At 38.3% G+C, this 18817-nt stretch carries 14 protein-coding genes; 9 read left to right on the forward strand and 5 right to left on the reverse strand.

Annotation, left to right across the window (positions count from 1 at the left end; translation table 11 throughout):
- Nucleotides 1–33: 33 nt before the first annotated feature.
- The 5 genes from astE (at nucleotide 34) to H5089_RS00535 (ending at nucleotide 5919) form a co-directional block, all read left to right on the forward strand.
- Entirely contained in the window at nucleotides 34–1086 is a 1053-nt protein-coding gene (gene astE, locus H5089_RS00515; protein WP_182711207.1) for a succinylglutamate desuccinylase, read from the forward strand.
- Between the two features lie 265 nt (nucleotides 1087–1351).
- Nucleotides 1352–2566 carry a thiamine pyrophosphate-dependent dehydrogenase E1 component subunit alpha gene (locus tag H5089_RS00520; protein ID WP_182711208.1) on the forward strand — a complete coding sequence of 405 codons (1215 nt, stop codon included), beginning with the start codon at nucleotides 1352–1354 and terminating at the stop codon, nucleotides 2564–2566.
- The gene (locus H5089_RS00525) at nucleotides 2566–3543 is read left to right on the forward strand and encodes an alpha-ketoacid dehydrogenase subunit beta (RefSeq protein ID WP_165723475.1); all 978 of its coding nucleotides are present in this window, start codon (nucleotides 2566–2568) and stop codon (nucleotides 3541–3543) included. The genes H5089_RS00520 and H5089_RS00525 overlap by 1 nt, the downstream gene beginning before the upstream one ends.
- Nucleotides 3544–3551: 8 nt before the next feature.
- A complete protein-coding gene (locus tag H5089_RS00530; RefSeq protein ID WP_182711209.1) occupies nucleotides 3552–5138 on the forward strand; it encodes a dihydrolipoyllysine-residue acetyltransferase in 1587 nt (528 codons plus the stop codon).
- Between the two features lie 415 nt (nucleotides 5139–5553).
- The gene (locus H5089_RS00535; RefSeq protein WP_182711210.1) at nucleotides 5554–5919 is read left to right on the forward strand and encodes a DUF805 domain-containing protein; all 366 of its coding nucleotides are present in this window, start codon (nucleotides 5554–5556) and stop codon (nucleotides 5917–5919) included.
- A 59-nt stretch (nucleotides 5920–5978) separates the two neighbouring features.
- On the opposite strand, the gene H5089_RS00540 is transcribed toward H5089_RS00535, so the two are convergent.
- Together H5089_RS00540 and H5089_RS00545 are read right to left on the reverse strand one after the other, a co-directional pair.
- Nucleotides 5979–7148, reverse strand: coding sequence for a putative manganese transporter (locus H5089_RS00540; protein WP_182711211.1), 1170 nt, complete (start codon nucleotides 7146–7148; stop codon nucleotides 5979–5981).
- Between the two features lie 120 nt (nucleotides 7149–7268).
- Nucleotides 7269–8894 carry a M28 family metallopeptidase gene (locus H5089_RS00545; protein ID WP_182674321.1) on the reverse strand — a complete coding sequence of 542 codons (1626 nt, stop codon included), beginning with the start codon at nucleotides 8892–8894 and terminating at the stop codon, nucleotides 7269–7271.
- Between the two features lie 113 nt (nucleotides 8895–9007).
- On the opposite strand from H5089_RS00545, the gene H5089_RS00550 reads away from it, so the two are divergent.
- The 4 genes from H5089_RS00550 to H5089_RS00565 all read left to right on the forward strand — a co-directional run bounded on the left by H5089_RS00550 (nucleotide 9008) and on the right by H5089_RS00565 (nucleotide 15141).
- On the forward strand, nucleotides 9008–9820 hold the full coding sequence (locus H5089_RS00550) for a DUF3025 domain-containing protein (RefSeq protein ID WP_096793172.1): 813 nt from the start codon (nucleotides 9008–9010) through the stop codon (nucleotides 9818–9820).
- On the forward strand, nucleotides 9817–10605 hold the full coding sequence (locus tag H5089_RS00555; protein WP_024596859.1) for an ABC transporter ATP-binding protein: 789 nt from the start codon (nucleotides 9817–9819) through the stop codon (nucleotides 10603–10605). Before H5089_RS00550 ends, H5089_RS00555 begins: the two co-directional genes overlap by 4 nt.
- Nucleotides 10598–11806, forward strand: coding sequence for an ABC transporter permease (locus tag H5089_RS00560; RefSeq protein WP_182711390.1), 1209 nt, complete (start codon nucleotides 10598–10600; stop codon nucleotides 11804–11806). Before H5089_RS00555 ends, H5089_RS00560 begins: the two co-directional genes overlap by 8 nt.
- A gap of 323 nt (nucleotides 11807–12129) precedes the next feature.
- On the forward strand, nucleotides 12130–15141 hold the full coding sequence (locus H5089_RS00565) for an ATP-binding protein (RefSeq protein ID WP_404936375.1): 3012 nt from the start codon (nucleotides 12130–12132) through the stop codon (nucleotides 15139–15141).
- A gap of 19 nt (nucleotides 15142–15160) precedes the next feature.
- On the opposite strand, the gene H5089_RS00570 is transcribed toward H5089_RS00565, so the two are convergent.
- The 3 genes from H5089_RS00570 to tsaA all read right to left on the reverse strand — a co-directional run bounded on the left by H5089_RS00570 (nucleotide 15161) and on the right by tsaA (nucleotide 18759).
- A complete protein-coding gene (locus H5089_RS00570; protein ID WP_182711213.1) occupies nucleotides 15161–16006 on the reverse strand; it encodes a UDP-2,3-diacylglucosamine diphosphatase in 846 nt (281 codons plus the stop codon).
- A gap of 234 nt (nucleotides 16007–16240) precedes the next feature.
- On the reverse strand, nucleotides 16241–17965 hold the full coding sequence (locus H5089_RS00575) for a proline--tRNA ligase (RefSeq protein ID WP_149602592.1): 1725 nt from the start codon (nucleotides 17963–17965) through the stop codon (nucleotides 16241–16243).
- Nucleotides 17966–18054: 89 nt separating this feature from the next.
- Nucleotides 18055–18759, reverse strand: a complete 705-nt coding sequence (gene tsaA, locus H5089_RS00580) for a tRNA (N6-threonylcarbamoyladenosine(37)-N6)-methyltransferase TrmO (protein WP_024596821.1) — start codon at nucleotides 18757–18759, stop codon at nucleotides 18055–18057.
- Between the last annotated feature and the right edge of the window lie 58 nt (nucleotides 18760–18817).

Below are 18817 nucleotides of genomic sequence, written 5' to 3' on the forward strand. Positions count from 1 at the left end.
CTACTCTCACATTATTTTTAAAGGGCTTATTATATGTCAGCCAATCCATCTTACTTAAATGAATTAAAACAAACAGGCGATTTTTTAACGCTTAGTCGTGACAACGAATGGCATTTAGATGCAGGTGAGTTTGTTTTAGATAATGGGACTCGTGTAAATATACACGATACCGGAGTCATTGAGTTTCAACCTGCTGTTATAACGTCAAAAGATGTAGTTTATTCAAGCGCTGTACACGGTAACGAAACTGCGCCAATTGAAATTTGTGATGCACTTATTAAACAAATTATAAAAGGCGAGCTGATACTTAAGCAGCGTGTTTTGTTTATTTACGGTAATCCACAATCAATTAATATTGGCCTGCGTTTTGTAGAAGAAAACTTAAATAGATTATTTAATGGTCACCATACAGTTGAAGGTGTACCAATGAATAATGAGCGTACCCGTGCTGCAAAGCTTGAGCAATACGTAAGCGATTTTTATACGCGTGGCGAGCAAGGCAGTAGCCGGTGTCACTACGACTTACACACTGCCATTAGAGGCTCTAAAAACGAAAAATTTGCTGTGTATCCATTTTTACATGGTAAGCCTTGGAAAAAGTCGCAGTTACAATTTTTATTGAGTTGTGGTGTAAATACCGTACTTATGATGAAATCTCCTGCAACAACATTTAGCTATTATTCGTCATTTATACATGGAGCTGATTCATTTACCGTAGAGCTAGGTCAAGTTAAGCCATTTGGCCAAAATGATATGACCCGCTTTGAAAAAACAAAGCAAACATTAACTGCATTAATTAGCCAAAATGAAGTTAAATACCCTGATTTTAATGCAAGTAAGTTTGAGTTATTTGCAGTGCACCGCACAATTAATAGAACGCAAGATGATTTTAGTTTCCCTTTTTCTGATGATGCTGAGAACTTTACTGGCTTTGCGAAAGGTGAACTACTTGCAACCGACGGTGATACAGCGATTTACGCTGACGTTGAAGGTGAGGCTATTATATTTCCAAATGCGAGCGTAGCATTAGGTCAAAGAGCACTGCTTACTGTTATACCAATGGATATTGATAGCAATTTCGTCTAATTAAACTCATCAGACCACTGGTAGCTTCAAGTTAACTATATGATTACTATTAATTAAAGTAACCGTATCGTTAACTTGCCACTTATTTAACTTGTATTTGCTTTTGTTTCGTCCCAGATGTGTTGAATAACACTTTACGTTAACGTAAAGTGTTGGCAGCTTTAATTAAAGATAGTGCAGATGTTGCAAAGTTTAACCAGCAACAATCACCCACAATAATAATTTAAAGGGGCACTGTTTTACCGACAACAAAAGAAGGTAGGTTATGAGTAATCCAAATAACGTATCGCTGAATATTAACCACGAGCTTGAATTTATTGATGGCCAAGCACTTAATATTCCAACCCTTAGTATTTTAACTGAGGACGGCGACATTCATCCTAGTGCAACCGCACCTGATATTTCAAAACATACCGCTATTAAGTTATATGAAACAATGCGTTTTATACGTTTGTTAGATGAACGTATGCAAGGCGCGCAGCGCCAAGGTCGTGTTAGTTTTTATATGCAATGCCTAGGCGAAGAAGCCGCAGTTACAGCCTCTGCTGCTGCACTTGATCAAAACGATATGATCATGGCTCAATATCGTGAACAAGCTGCACTACATTATCGTGGTTTTACGCTTGATCAATTTATGAACCAAATGTTCTCAAATGAATTGGATTTAGGTAAAGGTCGCCAAATGCCAATCCATTATGGCTCTAAAGCGCTAAACTACATGACGATTTCATCGCCACTGGGTACGCAAATACCACAGGCCACAGGTTATGCATATGGTCAAAAAATAAAGCATATCGACGCTAAAACAGGTGAGCTTGCAAGCACAATTGATAACGTGACTATTTGTTACTTTGGTGAAGGTGCTGCATCAGAAGGTGACTTTCATGCGGGCTTAAATATGGCGGCTGTTCACAAAGCGCCGGTTATATTTTTTGCACGTAATAACGGCTATGCCATATCTACCCCTGCTGATGAACAGTTTAAAGGCGATGGTATTGCGTCGCGTGGTGTAGGTTATGGTATTAAAACAATTCGTGTTGATGGCACAGATGCACTTGCTGTGTATGCAGCGACCAAAAAAGCACGCGAAATAGCCTCAACACAAGGTGAGCCTGTACTTATTGAATCGATTGCTTATCGATTAGGCGCGCATTCTACCTCAGACGATCCCAGTGGTTACCGCTCTAAAGATGAAGAGGCAAATAATCAAATCTGTCCTATTGATAAATTTAGAAAATGGTTGGTCAAGCAAGATTGGTTAAACGAAGAAGACGACATAAAAGCAAAAGAGTTGATTCGTGAAGAAATTTTAGCAGCGCTTAAGCGTGCTGAAGTTGTTGCCAAGCCGGCTTTAGAAGAATTGGTATCTGACGTTTACGATACACCAATTCCATTATTGCAACGTCAGTACGAGCAATTAAAAGAACATATAAAACAGCATCCAGATGCTTACCCAGTAACTGCAGGGAGAATTAAGTAATGGCTAAAATGAACATGCTCCACGCAATTAACTCTGCCCTCGATATTACGATGAACGAACACCCTCAAGCCTGTATTTTTGGCGAAGATGTTGGTTACTTCGGTGGTGTATTTAGAGCAACATCAGGCTTGCAAGAAAAGTACGGTAAGCATCGCGTTTTTAATACGCCTTTAACCGAACAAGGTATTTTAGGTTTCGCTAATGGCTTAGCGGCTTTTGGTGCGCCTGCATTGGCTGAAATTCAATTTGCTGATTATATATTCCCAGCGTTTGATCAAATAGTAAATGAAGCCGCTAAATTTCGTTATCGCAGTGGTAATGAATTTAATGTTGGTAACTTAACTATTCGTACGCCTTATGGCGGTGGTATTGCTGGTGGCTTATATCACTCGCAATCACCCGAAGCTTATTTTGCACATACACCGGGCTTAAAAGTGGTTGTACCGCGTAACCCTTATCAAGCTAAGGGTTTATTACGTGCCTCTATTAAAGATGATAACCCTGTCATATTTTTTGAGCCTAAGCGTTTATATCGTGCATCAACAGGCGAAGTGCCAGAAGAAGATTATAGTATTGAATTAGGCACGGCTGAAGTAGTACAAGAGGGTACCGATATTACGCTTTTAGCGTGGGGTGCTCAAATGGAGATTATTGAAGAGGCAGCACAGCAAGCAAGCGAGCAAGGTATAAGCTGTGAAGTAATAGATCTTCGTAGTATTTTACCATGGGATGTTGAAACGATTGCTAAATCGGTTATTAAAACCGGCCGTTTAATCGTGAGCCATGAAGCGCCTATAACTAATGGCTTTGGTGCCGAGATAGCAGCAACAATACAACAAGAGTGTTTCTTGCATTTAGAGTCACCAATTTTACGTGTATGTGGTCTAGATACACCATACCCGTTGGCACTTGAAAAAGAATACGTACCGGACGCACTAAAAGTGTTGGCTGCAATTAAACAATCAATGGATTTTTAGGGGTTACCATGGCGAAAGATTTTATATTACCCGATATTGGTGAAGGCATTGTTGAATGCGAAGTTGTTGAGTGGCTAGTTCAAGAGGGTGATACCGTATCTGAGGATCAGCCAATTTGTGATGTGATGACAGACAAAGCATTAGTACAAATTCCGGCAGTGCATGATGGCATTATTACAAAGCTATATTATCAAAAAGGTGAAATTGCTAAAGTACATGCTCCTTTATTTGCTATGGATGTAACTGGTGATAGTACGAGTAATGAAGTAGTAGAAGAGTCAGTTCAAGCTGAAAATCAAACTAATAACAATGCATCTGATGTAGTTGAGGACTTTATACTACCAGATATTGGTGAAGGTATTGTTGAGTGTGAGATTGTTGATTGGTTAGTCGCTGAAGGCGACGAAATAGAAGAAGACCAAGCGGTTTGTGACGTAATGACCGACAAAGCATTAGTACAAATTCCGGCAAAATATACAGGTACAGTAAAAAAAATATATTACCAAAAAGGTGAAATAGCAAAAGTACATAGCCCGTTGTTTCAAATGACAATTGCAGGCAGTGCAGTAAAGCCAAATGTTGATATAAACCAAGCGGTCGTAAAGGCTCAAACTAATGCTGTAGTTGAAAAAACAGCACCAGTTGAAACGCAACAAGCTGCTAAAGTTATCAATCAAAAAGCGGTTGCATCCCCCGCGGTTCGTCGTAAAGCACGTGAGCTAGATGTTGATTTAACGTGCGTACCAGGTAGTGGTAAAAATGGACGTATTTACAAGCAAGATATTGAAGAGTTTGTAAAAGGCGAAGTGCCAAATACTATTGATACTTCACCGCTTAATAGCGATGCTTCTCAAAGTGCAGTACAAAACCAAACACAGAATCAAAGCGGTGGCGTACGAGTAGAGCAAATTAAAGGCATTAAAGCGGCCATGGCCAAGCAAATGGTGGCATCGGTTTCAACTATTCCGCACTTTACGTTTAGTGATGAAATAGACTTAACACAGCTTATAGCTTTGCGCAGCTCCTTAAAAGAGCAGTACAAAGCACAAGGCGTAAAGCTCACCATGATGCCATTTTTTGTAAAAGCACTCTCGCTAGCAATGAAAGAGTACCCTGTACTTAATTCAAAAGTGAATGATGATTGCTCAGAGCTTACCTATTATAACGATCATAATATTGGTATAGCGGTTGATTCAAAAATTGGCTTGTTAGTGCCTAATATTAAATCATGCCAGAGTAAGAGTATTGTTGATGTGGCTAATGATTTAACCCGCTTAACTCACTCAGCGCGAGAAGGGCGTGTTGCACCTGATGATTTAAAAGGTGGGACAATTAGTATCTCTAACATTGGTGCGATTGGCGGCACTATCGCAACCCCTATAATTAATAAACCAGAAGTAGCTATTGTTGCGCTTGGTAAACTACAGCATCTACCACGTTTTGACGAAAGTGGGCAGGTTGTGAGTAAAGCTATTATGCAAGTGAGTTGGTCTGGCGATCATCGCGTTATTGATGGCGGCACTATTGCACGCTTTAATAACCTATGGAAATCGTACTTAGAAAACCCATCGGCAATGATGATGGCAATGAGTTAATAATATAATTGTTTAACTAGGGCGTGTTGTTCTTTGATGATTGAATTTGCAGCAGTATGTTTGGTTTTTAGGCAAGGCAGAGCCTATGAAGTGTGGTTACTCCCCATAAATAGGCGATAACGCAGCATAAAAGCCAAACATGCGCTGCCCTTCGGGTTCTGCTTAGGGGCGATAAACTCTTTGTTGCTCGGTTTTTACTTAGCCCACTAGGTTACAAACCTCGCGCCGCGATTAAATCGCCCCTAGATTGAACAAATTACAATCCGCAAAGGTCAACACGCCCTAATAAAAAAACCAGCAATTTGCTGGTTTTTTGTTTTAAATGAGTCTGTTTTTATTTAAGATACAAATGTTACTAAAAAGTAATAAAGTTAACCCCGTTAGGGAATATAAAAAATAACACTAAGGAAATTTCATGGAACATTATATGAACGCGCTTCGCAGCTACGCCGATTTTTCAGGCCGTAATCGCCGCAAAGCATTTTGGATGTTTTACTTAATCAACTTTTTAATCGCTTTAGCACTGGGAGTGGTTGATGAGCTGATGGGTGTAGCTGTGATTGGAACAATATATAGCTTGGCATTATTGATCCCTCAATTGAGTGCTGGCGCACGTCGCCTTCATGATACTGGTCGCTCTGGCTGGTGGCAGTTACTTTGGTTAGTGCCAGTAATTGGTTGGATTGTTTTAATTGTTTTTCTTGCACAAAACTCACATGAAGGTGAGAACGATTATGGCCCAAATCCAAAAGAACTAGCTGCAGAGCCTGCTTCTGTATAAGAAAAATAACTTAATTCAAAAAGCTCAGCAATTGCTGAGCTTTTTTGTTTATGGTAATTTTAATTTAAAAAGTAAAGGCCATAGCCAACGGCCAAAGCAGGAATAGATGTATACACAGTCGCAATTACAGCCGCTTTGGGCGCCATTGCAATTGCAGGAAATAACGCATCACCATCGTTAGATATTGCATTAGCAGTTAATGCGCTAAATGGAATGATCCCCTGAATATATAACGTAGTAACAATTATTTGCGGACCACAACCGGGTAAAAAACCAATCACTATAGCAATAAGTGGCGCTAAATAAGCATAATGTGCAAACCAGTTTTTTAAATCAAGCCCTGCAATATTTACTAAAATCTCAAACAACATAAACGATGCCACTACCCATGCGGTCACAAAGTGTGTGTCTTGAAGTACTTTAATAATTTTAGAAGGTGGATTACATTCATCGTCTTCTGAGGTTACTTCTTTATAGCTTTCACCTTTAGAAGAATACGCCCATATAGTTACAATAAATAACGCCATTGCAGCACCAAAAATACTAATACTTGTGCCTGTGTATTTTCCAAATTGATCAAAGTTGACATTAAATGCAATTAAAAAAGCAATAATGAGGCTTGGAATAATAGCGAACATCCAAACGGGTTTGCTTATTTTAATTATACTAGTTGGCAATACTTTAACTTGGTGTTTTTGTTCTTGCTTTGTTGGGCGTAAAAAGTCTTTTGTATGAAGGGCGTTTACTATAACACCACAAAGCGTGCCTACGACTAAGCCAATGGCCATTATGGTTAAACCTTCAGTAGGGCGAGTGGCAAGGAGTAAAAATGCGGCATCTCCCATTGTAGCTGTTAAAACAGCAACAATAGCCCCAAAACTTGCTTGGCCTTTTGTAAACTGGGTAACCACTATTATTGCACCACCACATCCAGGAAGGGCACCTAAAACGGCAGCAAAAAATATTTCTAATACCGGCGATTTAGCACTTAAATAACTAAGTTCTAATTGAGGTAAATGCTCTATGGCGTAGTAATAAATTAATAATGTAGCAGCAACAAATACGCTAACTTGAAAAAAAGCATCGCTTAGTGCTGTTATTGTAATTTCACGAAGTGATGGCACAGCTAAGCATACCAGCAAAAAAAGTGGTAATAATAAACGTTTATTTTGGCTAACAAAGCGTTTAGAAGCGGGCGTAATAAATCCTATTTGAGAGAGTAAAATCATACAGTGTTACCAATTAAATAAACTTAGTAACACTGTATATTTTAATTAAATGATAATCAATATCATTTACATCTATTTAAATCGATTACTCTCTTTGAGTTTTTCGATGTTAAACCAATGCTACTTACGTTGAAATTCTGAGCTTGCATTCCACGTTGGCCATTGCTCTTGCTCAGAAATATCAAAACCTACTTTATAAAACAATTGTAAGTCTTGAACAGCACCCGATAAATCCCATTCGTCACGGTAACGATCACACGGTTGATGATAACAACCGCGAAGTACTAAACTCATGCGTTTACGGTAATTAGCTGTTTCTTCGTCAGCTGCGACTGTGCCGCCACCTGCGTACATGGCTGGAATGCCCATATTAGCAAATGCAAAGTGATCAGAGCGGTAATAGCCACCAGATGATGGTTTAGGATCGCCTGATATTGTTCTGCCTTGCTCTTTAGCTGCAGTTGCTAAAAACTCATCCATTTGTGACTTACCAATACCAACCACATTCATGTCTTTTACTTTGCCTAATAAATTTAAGCTATCCATGTTTATGTTAGCGACTGTTTTATTAGCTGCAATCACTGGGTTAGCTGCATAGTATTTAGAACCTAGTAAGCCTTGTTCTTCAGCAGTAACTGCTAAAAATGTCATTGAGCGGCTAGGGTGCTTAGGTAATTTAGTAAAGGCTTCAGCTACTTCAATAAGCCCAGCGGTACCCGTTGCGTTGTCGTGAGCACCGTTGTAAATTTGATCGCCTTTACGTGTTTTATCTGTACCTAAGTGATCCCAATGCGCCGAGTAAATAACATGCTCATCTGGTTGCTCGCTTCCTGGTAACGTAGCGATAAAGTTATACGACACTGATTTTTTAATCGTATTTTTAACATTAACAGAAGCAGTTAAATCGCCCATATCAACATGGTAAGCACCTTTAGCTGCGTTTTCTTTCGCAGTATCGAAATCTAATCCTGCTTTAGTGAAAAGCTCTTTTGCTACGTCAGTTGTAACCCAGCCTTCAACAGCTACACGATCCATATTGTTGTTTTCTTTTTGAAAACCAAACTGCTCACCGCTCCAAGAGTTTTCAACTACTGACCATGGGTATGACGCAGGTGCTGTTTCATGAATAATAATTGCGCCAGCTGCACCTTGTCGACTTGCTTCTTCATATTTGTATGTCCAACGACCGTAATAAGTCATTGCGTCGCCAGTAAATAAAGCAGGGTCTTTTGTTGCAAAGCCCGGATCGTTAACCAGCATTACAACCGTTTTGCCCTTAACGTCTAACCCTTCGTAGTCATTCCAATTGTATTCAGGTGCATTAACGCCGTAGCCCACAAAAACAAGTTCAGAATTTTCTATGCCTTCTTGTGCGCTAATGCGGCTGCTACCCATAACCATATCTTTTTTATATTGATAGTCTTTACCACCAATACTAAGCACCATATTCGAATCAGCTTCTAAAGAAACCAATGGCACTTCTTGTAAGTAACTGTCGCCATTACCTGGTTTTAAACCTAAAGCTTTAAACTGCGCAGTTAAATAATCAAGCGTTAGCTTTTCGCCAGGTGATGAAGGAGCACGGCCACCAAACTCATCCGATGCGAGTACTTTTACATGTTTAGCCAATTCATCAGCTTGAATACTGTTATAACCATTTGTTACATCAGTAGGGGTAATACTTGTTGTTGCGCAACCTGCTAAAACAGCAGTAGCGAGGAGTGTGAGAGAGAAATAATGTTTCATGTCAGCTCTTTTTTTGTTTTAAGTTGTGATTAGTATATTAACTTCTATTAAGCAGAACCAGTTTTTGCGGTAAACTTCTCGTAAATTATAGGCATAAATTGTTAAAGGTTTAAATGAAGCGTTTTACTCCCCCCGAGCAGTGGCAAATCAGTAGTTTAGAAACAGGTGCATTTGCGCATTTACGTGAGCTATTTAAAGTTAACGAACTAACAGATTGGCCGGCGCCGCAGTGGTTTTCTCCATTTTTAACTGCTATTAATGAGAATAATATTCCTATTACTTTTGAAGATGATGCAAAGGTAGACTTTGGCGAGCGGTATTACGAGCAAGTAATTTTTGAAACGGGTGTTGTACCTACACGTAGTGAAAATTGGCATGACTTATTTGGTGGGTTTATATGGTGTTTATTTCCAAAAACCAAAGCGTTAATAAACCATAGACATGTGCAAGATATAGCTGAGCATGGACTGCAACAGCGTACTAAGCATCGTAATGCACTAACGCTTTTTGATGAGTGTGGTGTTGTATTAGCTATAAGTGAGAGTAAATGGCAGCAGTGGCTTTGCGATCACCAATGGAAAACTGCATTTGTTGAACACAAACATGAGTGGGGTAAAACAATAAAACCTTTTATGTTTGGTCATGCTAATTATGAAATGCTAACGAAGCCTTATATAGGTTTAACGGGTAAAGCGTTATTCGTTTGTGTACCTAATGAAATATTTTGTAAAGATTTAGTAACTCAATACCAGTACCTTGACCAAGCCCTTTATGAGATGATTAATACAGATAACTGCTTAGCCGATAACAAAAAGCTTTCACCACTGCCATTATTAGGCGTGCCTGGTTGGCATGACGAAAACAAAGACGACTCTTTTTACAACAATACAGATTATTTTAGAGCGAAACGAAGGATGCGAACATGATAGAAGTTGCTGGGCTTAAAAAGAAATTTAAGCTAACTAAAGATCACAAAAAAAATAAAATAGACGACATCGATCCTCGTGAAGATAAAGACTACTTTCACTCAGTACGAGACGTTAGTTTTAGTTGCGCTAAAGGTGAGGTACTTGGATTGCTCGGCCCAAATGGTGCGGGTAAAACGACGACACTGAGAATGATTTCAACCGCGTTAAAGCCCGATGAAGGCTCAATAACGATTGCCGGAAACGATATTGTAAAAAAACCGCTACTGGGCCGTAAGTCTATTGGATTTTTATCAGGCTCTACGGGGTTGTATGGCCGCTTAACTGTAAAAGAAAACATAGAGTATTTTGCAAAGCTTCATGGCATGAACAAAAGCGATATAGCATCGCGTTGTGATGAGCTATTTACATTGCTAGATATGCATAAATTTGTAGATAAACGGGCAGAAAACCTTTCAACAGGTATGAAGCAAAAAGCAAATATAGCGCGTGCAGTTGTTCATCGCCCAGCAGTTGTTGTGCTTGATGAGCCAACAACGGGCCTTGATATAATGACAACACAAACCGTTATTAAATTTATCAAAGGTTTAAAGGCGCAAGGGACGCCTGTTATTTTCTCAACCCATCATCTAGATGAAGTAGCCCTTTTATGTGACCGTGTCGCTGTAATTAACGAAGGTATTAGCTGTTTTGACGGGACAGTAGAAGAGTTTAAACAAGCAGGTAATAGTGATGAGCTTAACCAAGCGTTTATGAATATATTAACGGAGAAACATGATGTTTGAGGTATTTAAAAAGGAGTTAAGAGAGTTATTACGCGATAAAAAAACGCTATTATTTGTAGTCGCGCTCCCTGTTGCTATATTTCCGTTATTGTTTGCCGTAATGGCATTTATAAGCTCGCAAGCTGCAATGGACGCTGAGCAAAAAGTAAACACTTACGCGATTATCAACGGTGACTACGCACAAGAGTTTACAGATAAAGTGTTTTATCACAAAAGTTTTGAGCTTTATAAAGGGGATAAAACCTTTAACAATATTGATGAGCTTAAAGCAGGTGTAATCGCTGGCGATATTGATATGGGTATTTATTTACCAAGTCATGCTGTGCAAACATTGGACGATGGAAAACAAAGCCAGTGGCAGGTTGTTTTTAACGATTCAAAATCTATCAACTTTTTATTCGAACGCGTTAAAGAGCTCGCAAAAGAATACAGTGACGTGCTGCAAACTCAAAAGCTAATCAGTTTTGGTATTAAAGAGTCTGTTCAAAAATCTATTCTTAATCCAATTGAAGTCATAAAAGTAGATACCGCCGATAAACGTGAAAACCTTGGCGAAAAAATTGGCGGGTTTTTACCTTATTTACTTATTCCATTAGTATTGATGGGGGCAACTTATCCCGCTATTGATTTAGGCGCTGGCGAAAAAGAACGCGGCACGCTAGAAACACTCCTACTTACACCTATTACGCGTACAGAGTTGGTGCTTGGTAAATTTATAACCTTGTTAACTACATCCATTGCCTCCACAACAATAACCGTCTTAAGTATGGGCTGCTGGATAGCACTGGCGCTCGCATTTGCCGATCTTGATTTTATTAAAGCCGCATTTAGTACATTAGCAGTTACCGATTTACTAATGATATTTGTACTATTACTACCTGTTGCAGCTATATTTTCGGCCTTAGCTCTGGCTATATCTATCTATGCTCGCACGTTTAAAGAAGCGCAAAATTATATGGCACCACTTAGTATGGGCGTATTTTTCCCGATTATTATTTCAATCATGCCAAATATGGAACTCACTGCTAAAACAGCATTCATTCCTGTTACAAACGTAGCATTAGCAATTAAAGAAATAGTAAAAGGGACTGTTGATTACACATTTGTAGGCTTAATATTTTTAGCCACTGCAATCATTGCTGCTGGACTATTGGCATTTTGTGTTAAGTGGTTTAACAGAGAAGATGTGCTATTTAGATAATGTACATAAAGGGTTTTAAGAATATATAAAAGGTAGCAATTGCTACCTTTTATACTTTGAAGCGATTAATAGTTAAAATAGCTCATTTATTAATTTTGTAAGCCAATATTTTTTAACCCATTCATTTAAAATTCACATAAGGGTTGTGCTCTAAATAAAACTAATGATTTAGTCTTTTTATTATAAAAATTATAACGATAACTGATTAGTTAGAGGGTCCAATTCTCTCTTTAATACTCTATACTAATAACAATAAAAACTTATGGTGAAGGTAAATGTTAAAAAAGAATATTTTTTTGAACGTGACAAAAAATAATAAATTAATGCTTGTTGCAACAATAATATTTGTTCTTATAGCTTTACCATCTCTGTATTTGTTCGATCAAAAAGTAAGAAGTGATGTTTATAATTCAGCTCAAATAGAATTAAAGCGTGAACTTGAAACAAAGAGCTATTCATTAAAAAAACATCTTAAAGACAGTGTTACCGCCATTCGTTTTTTAGATGCTACACCACCAATACAAGGCATTACCCGCGCTAAAGAAAATAAACTAATTGATCCTGTTCTTGGTACGCCAATAGATGTTTGGCAAGAGCGCTTAGCAAGTATTTTTACTGGTTTTATGCAGACCGATGACAGTATTTTGCAAGCTCGCTATATTATGCTCGAAGATGGTGGGCAAGAGATTGTTAGAGTTGACCGAAATCAACTTGGAGAGATTAATCGACTGCAAGGTCTGCAATTACAAAAAAAAGGTCAACGCGATTACATAATCAAAGCAAGCATGCTTGATAAGAAAAGTGTCTATATTTCTCCAATTAACTACAACCGTGAAAATGGACAGATACAAGAACCTTATATAAGCACTTTTCGTGTTGCTAAGCCTGTTTTTGATGAAAATAATAAAATATTTGCAATATTAGTTACTAATTACTTTGCGGATAAATTACTTGAAGATTTAACAGTTGAATCTCCACAAGGGACGCAGATTTACCTTATGAATAATGAAGGTGAATTTTTATATCATCCAAACCCTCAACTTCGATTCCGTTTTGAATTTAATAAAACTAAAACATGGTCTGAAGAATTCTCTACTGCAACCACCATGACAGAGCAAGGCACTTTACCAATAAGTAATTATCCAGTGGCTTACACTTTAAAAAAACGAATTTCGTTTGAGGGTGATATAGCCATGCTACCTTTAGAGCTTGGTGTAAGTGTTGATACAAAAACATTGTTTGCAAAGGTGAATGAGAGACGTCAAAACTTTATTGCAATGTTAGTGGTATTTTTTAGCATATTTTTAGTTATTGCTTTTTTATACCAACGCTTTATAAACCGTAAGCTGTTAATTAATTCTCTAAAAGAGCAAAACAATAAAGTAATAGAAAATTCTTTGGATGCTATTTTTACAATTGAGCAAAACGGCGAAATTGTTCACTTTAATAATACCGCTAAAGAGGTTTTTGGTAGTTCAATTTCAGGCACTAATCCTGATTTTGTCTCGCTGTTTAATTTAAACGACGCAGACACTAATTGTATACAAGAGACTATTACAAACGGTTCAAAAATGCCGTTTGAAGCTATCTACACAGATGGTTATGGCAACAAACAATACTTTTCTATCACGCTTAGTAGTATTTTTGACGTATATAATAACCGTTATCAGGTAGCGGCTATTTTAAGAAATATTAGCTCATTAAAAAATACGCAATCAGAGCTCGAAGCGTTAAACAGTACTCTGGAGCTAAAGGTTTCACAAAGGACCATTGAACTAGAACGTGCAATTGACCAAGCATTAGCAGCAAGCCAAGCAAAAAGTGACTTTGTAGCAAATATCTCTCACGAAATACGCACACCAATGAATGGCGTACTAGGGATGCTTGAAATGCTCAAAGAAGATGGCTTAACCGATCAACAATACCATTATTTAAAACTAGCAAATAGCAGTGCTAATTCATTGATGAATCTGATTAACGATATTCTTGATTTTTCTAAAATTGAAGCAGGTAAGCTTGATATTGATAACCATACATTTGATGTTGTTACAGTATGTAGCGATATGATTAGCTCTTTAGCTTTACAGGGCCAACGCAAAGGTCTTGAAGTATTTTTAGATACTAAAGATGTAGTAGACAGAATGGTTATTGGCGACAGCCATCGACTTAAACAAATTTTAATTAACTTAGTTAATAATGCATTTAAATTTACCCACCGAGGTGAAGTAAGTTTAACTGTCGGTTCTAAGTACATAACTGACTCAAAGTTATTAATGAGCTTTACAATAAAAGATACCGGAATTGGTATAGCGCCTGAAAACATAGACAAACTATTTGAAGTATTTACGCAAGAAGATTCAAGCACGACCCGCCATTTTGGTGGTACAGGCTTAGGTTTATCTATATGTAAAAAACTTGCTCAGTTAATGGGTGGTAATATTACGGTTATAAGTAAAAAGGGCGCGGGTAGTACCTTTACCGCAACGGTTGAGCTACATGTAGCACAAGAGAAAAAACTAAACACAGGTATTGAGCTTGCTACAAGTATTAACGTAGCGGCATTAATAGCGCGCGATAACGTTTACAAAAACGTGTGCGACTTATTGTTATTAACCTGCAAAGTAAAAGCAGAAAACATTGTACGACTTGACTATTTTAGTGAGCACAAAGAGTTTGAAGCTGATTTATTATTAATTGATGATGAGCATCCTCAAATTGATGCGTTAATTGATTACTGTAAACAGTTTAATAAAAAGTATGTTTTAATTTTACGAGATATGGTTACAGATAAGCCAATCAAAACGGTATTACCTGAAGGCAGCCATATTTTAAATAAACCACTCACTCAAGATCAATTCAGCTATAAATTGGCCAGCTTATTTGGTGCTAGTAGTGACTGTATTATAGCGCCACCAAAAGGCTTGGAAGAGAAACAAGTAGAGCCTGACCTATCTGCTTATCATATATTATTAGTTGACGATAATATGATAAACATTGAAGTAGCTAAGGCGATATTAAAGCGTACCAAAGTAAAAATCACTTGTGCGTCAGACGGTATTGAAGCCTTGGAGGCACTTAGACTAAACGAAGAGCAAGCTTTTGATGTTATATTAATGGATTGCCAAATGCCTAATTTAAATGGCTACGATACAACAAGTGAAATTAGAAATAGTAAGGCCGGGGTAGATTATACTCACATACCTATTATCGCTATGACAGCGAGTGCGATGGAAGGTGATAGAGAGCGTTGTTTAGCTGCTGGAATGAACGACTACATTACTAAACCAATTAAACCACAAACTTTAAAAGACAAGCTAATTACTTGGTTAAGTTAATCGTTTTGAAAATCAGCTGCTAAGCAGCTGATTTTTTTGGTTTGGTACTTGTTGCCGTATTTAAAGGCGTGTTAAGAATAGCTATGTCTGCGCTATCGAGTATAAACTGTGTATCTGACCAATGTAGTAATTCTATCTTTCCATCTTGCTGCTCTACAAGCGCAGTACAGCTCTCAATCCAGTCACCATCGTTACAGTACATGATACCGTCATCTACTTTTATTTTGGGATGGTGAATGTGTCCACAAATAATACCATCTACGTTTTGTTTTTTAGCTTCATGAATTGCAGCATCTTCAAAGGCACTAATCGCTTCTCGTGCTTTGTGTACCCGAGCTTTTATCCATGATGCAAGCGAGTAATAGTTACCGCCAAATATTTTACGTATACGATTAGTCCAGCGATTTAAAAATAATAAAAAGTCGTATCCTGCATCCCCCGCAATACTAACAAGCTTGTTATAACGAGTTGCTGAATCAAAGTCGTCGCCGTGTATAAGTAAAAACCGTTTATTAGCTTTAGTGGTGTGAATAAACTGCTGGTGGATTTCAACACCAAATAATGTTTGATTTATATAGTTTCTAAACGCTTCATCATGATTACCGGGAATATAAATAACACGTGTACCGCTAGCTGCTTTTGTTTGTATGCAGTTTAATACTTCATAATGAGAAGGGTGCCAATAAAACTGTCGCTTCATCGACCATAAGTCAATAATATCACCCACTAAATAAAGTGTGTCGGATTCTACCGAGTTTAAAAAATCAAGTAAGTAATCAGCTTTACAATCTTTGTAACCTAAATGAACATCAGATATCCAAATGGCTGGATAATGTTGTTTTTTACGCAGTTGATTGTTTGTCATGCCCGTCATCCATAGTGTAATAATTAAACACTGTAGATAAATCTAATGACACTTATGAGACACTTTAGCGAAGCCTCCATGACAATTTATACCAAGGCACGTAATTAAAAGATTTTTATAAAGCTAGGAAAGGTGAGTCATTGAGCAGCTATTATTACGTATTGCTATTAATCGCGCATAAAAAAGGCCGCATTTTAAATGCGGCCTTTTAGTCTATTTTGAGCGTGCGTGTTATTAACCTTTAACAGCCGCTTTAATTGCATCAATTGCAGTGTCAATATCAATCATTAGCTTTTCACCGGTGCGGCGGTTTTTAAGCTCAACTTTATTCTCGTCAAGGTTACGCTCACCAATCACCAGCGTAAATGGTACACCAATTAGCTCCATGTCATTAAACATAACACCAGGGCGTTCTTTACGGTCATCAAATAACACATCAAGACCTGCATCTTTTAAACCTTGGTAAAGGTTATTTGCAATATCAGGAATACGATGCGATTTGTGCATGTTCATTGGAACAATTGCTAAATCGAATGGCGCGATTGATTTTGGCCAAATGATCCCGTATTGATCGTTGTTTTGTTCAATAGCAGCAGCAACAATACGTGAAACACCAATACCGTAACAACCCATGGTCATGGTTTGGTTTTTACCGCCTTCGTTTAATACTCCCGCTTTCATCGCTTCTGAGTACTTGGTACCAAGTTGGAATATATGACCTACTTCAATACCGCGTTTAATTTGTAAAACGCCTTGGCCACATGGGCTCATATCGCCTTCAACAATATTACGAATATCAGCAACTTCGTAATCAGTTACGTCACGATCCCAGTTAATACCACTGTAATGCTCGTCGTCTTTATTAGCACCGGCAACAAAATCAGCAAGGATATTAGCGGCTCTATCAACAATAATAGGCATAGATAAGCCCACAGGGCCTAATGAACCAGGTTTTGCACCAATAGCAGCAACAATATCTGCCTCTGTTGCCATTTCAAGCGGAGAGTCTACTAATGGGTGCTTTTCAGCTTTCAATTCATTTAAATCATGATCGCCACGAAGTACAAGCGCCACTAAACCACGTACATCGTTTTCATCAGGTGCACCGTAAACAATTAAGGTTTTAACACCGCGATGAGGTTTTACACCGTAGTGCTTTTTAAGCTCATTAATTGTTTTAGCGTCAGGAGTAGGGAATGCTTTTAACTCTTTACTTGCTTCTGGGCGTGGATCGTTTGGCGCTAGTGCTTCTGCTTTTTCAATATTAGCTGCGTAATCACTGCCATCACTAAATGCAATGGCATCTTCGCCCGACTCAGCAAGTACATGAAACTCGTGCGATAAGCTACCACCAATAGACCCAGTATCAGCAAGTACAGGGCGGTAATCAAGGCCTAAACGCTCAAAAATGTTACAGTATGCTTTGTGCATCGCTTGATAAGTCGCATCTAAACACTCTTCACTTAAGTGAAAAGAGTAGGCATCTTTCATTGTAAATTCACGAGCTCGCATAACACCAAAGCGAGGGCGACGTTCGTCGCGTACTTTAGTTTGTACTTGATATAAAGTAACAGGTAACTGCTTGTAGCTGCTTATTTCTTTACGTACGAAATCAGTTATTACTTCTTCGTGTGTTGGACCAAGTGCAAACGTACGGTTATGACGGTCTGTGAAGCGCATAAGCTCAGGACCAAATTCATTCCAACGGCCAGACTCTTCCCACAAATCAGCGGGTTGAATTACAGGCATTAGCATTTCAATAGCACCTGCTTTATCCATCTCTTCACGTACAATGTTTTCTACTTTACGTAGCACACGTAAACCAGAGGGTAACCAAGTGTATAAACCCGAAGCGACGCGACGGATCATACCGGCTCTAAGCATTAACTGATGCGATACGATTTCAGCATCTGATGGCGTTTCTTTAAGTGTTGCGAGTATATATTGGCTTGTACGCATGTTTTTTCCGAAATAGAGTAATTATGTTCTTTTAATAGAGCTTAAGTTTAACAGCGGATGCTTTTACACTAAAGCGCTAAGTGAGTTATTTAGTTTTTTTCTATGATTGTTACTACGTTATGCTCGCCATTGACTTGCCAGCGAATATTATAATTGTACAAAGTCATACCATAGCTTTGCTCGCCGTCTTTTTGTTTTTTATAGGCAGGGCGGGGATCTTGTTTTAAAACATTAGCTATAAAATCATGTAAATCTGGGTATTGTGTTTGCGCATTAACAAACTCAATTGCCTGAGGGCTAAATTCAACCGTCATTTGTGTTTCTGGGCGTGTATCTGCAAAGCCAGCACTGGCGTCAAGCATTGCATCTGAATAGGGTAAGTACGGTTTAATATCGATAATGGGGGTGCCATCAAGTAAATCAATGCCAGCGAGTAATAAACTAAGTTGTCCGTTTTTATATTCAATACCTTCAAGTTTTACTGCGCTCATACCAATCGCGTTTGGTCTAAATGTAGCGCGGGTAGCAAATACACCTTTTCGCTCATTCCCACCTAAACGAGGTGGGCGAACCATAGCAGAATAACCTTTATCGGCCGTTTCATGAAAACGAAATAACAACCAAATATGAGTAAATTCATCTAAACCACGTACAAACTCTTCGCGATTAAAATCAGGTGCAAAAATAAGTTTTGCCTTGGCTTGTGGCACTAAACGAGGCTGCCTAGGTATAGCAAACTTTTGTTTATAAGGAGATTCAATGTGGCCAATAGCCGAAATGGTATAATCGCTCATAGTACTCGGGTACAAATAAAATAGAGCGCTATTCTACCTGCATTTAGTATTTATGGCA

Source organism: Pseudoalteromonas sp. SR45-1 (genome assembly GCF_014163655.1).
Taxonomy (GTDB): Bacteria; Pseudomonadota; Gammaproteobacteria; order Enterobacterales; family Alteromonadaceae; genus Pseudoalteromonas; species Pseudoalteromonas distincta.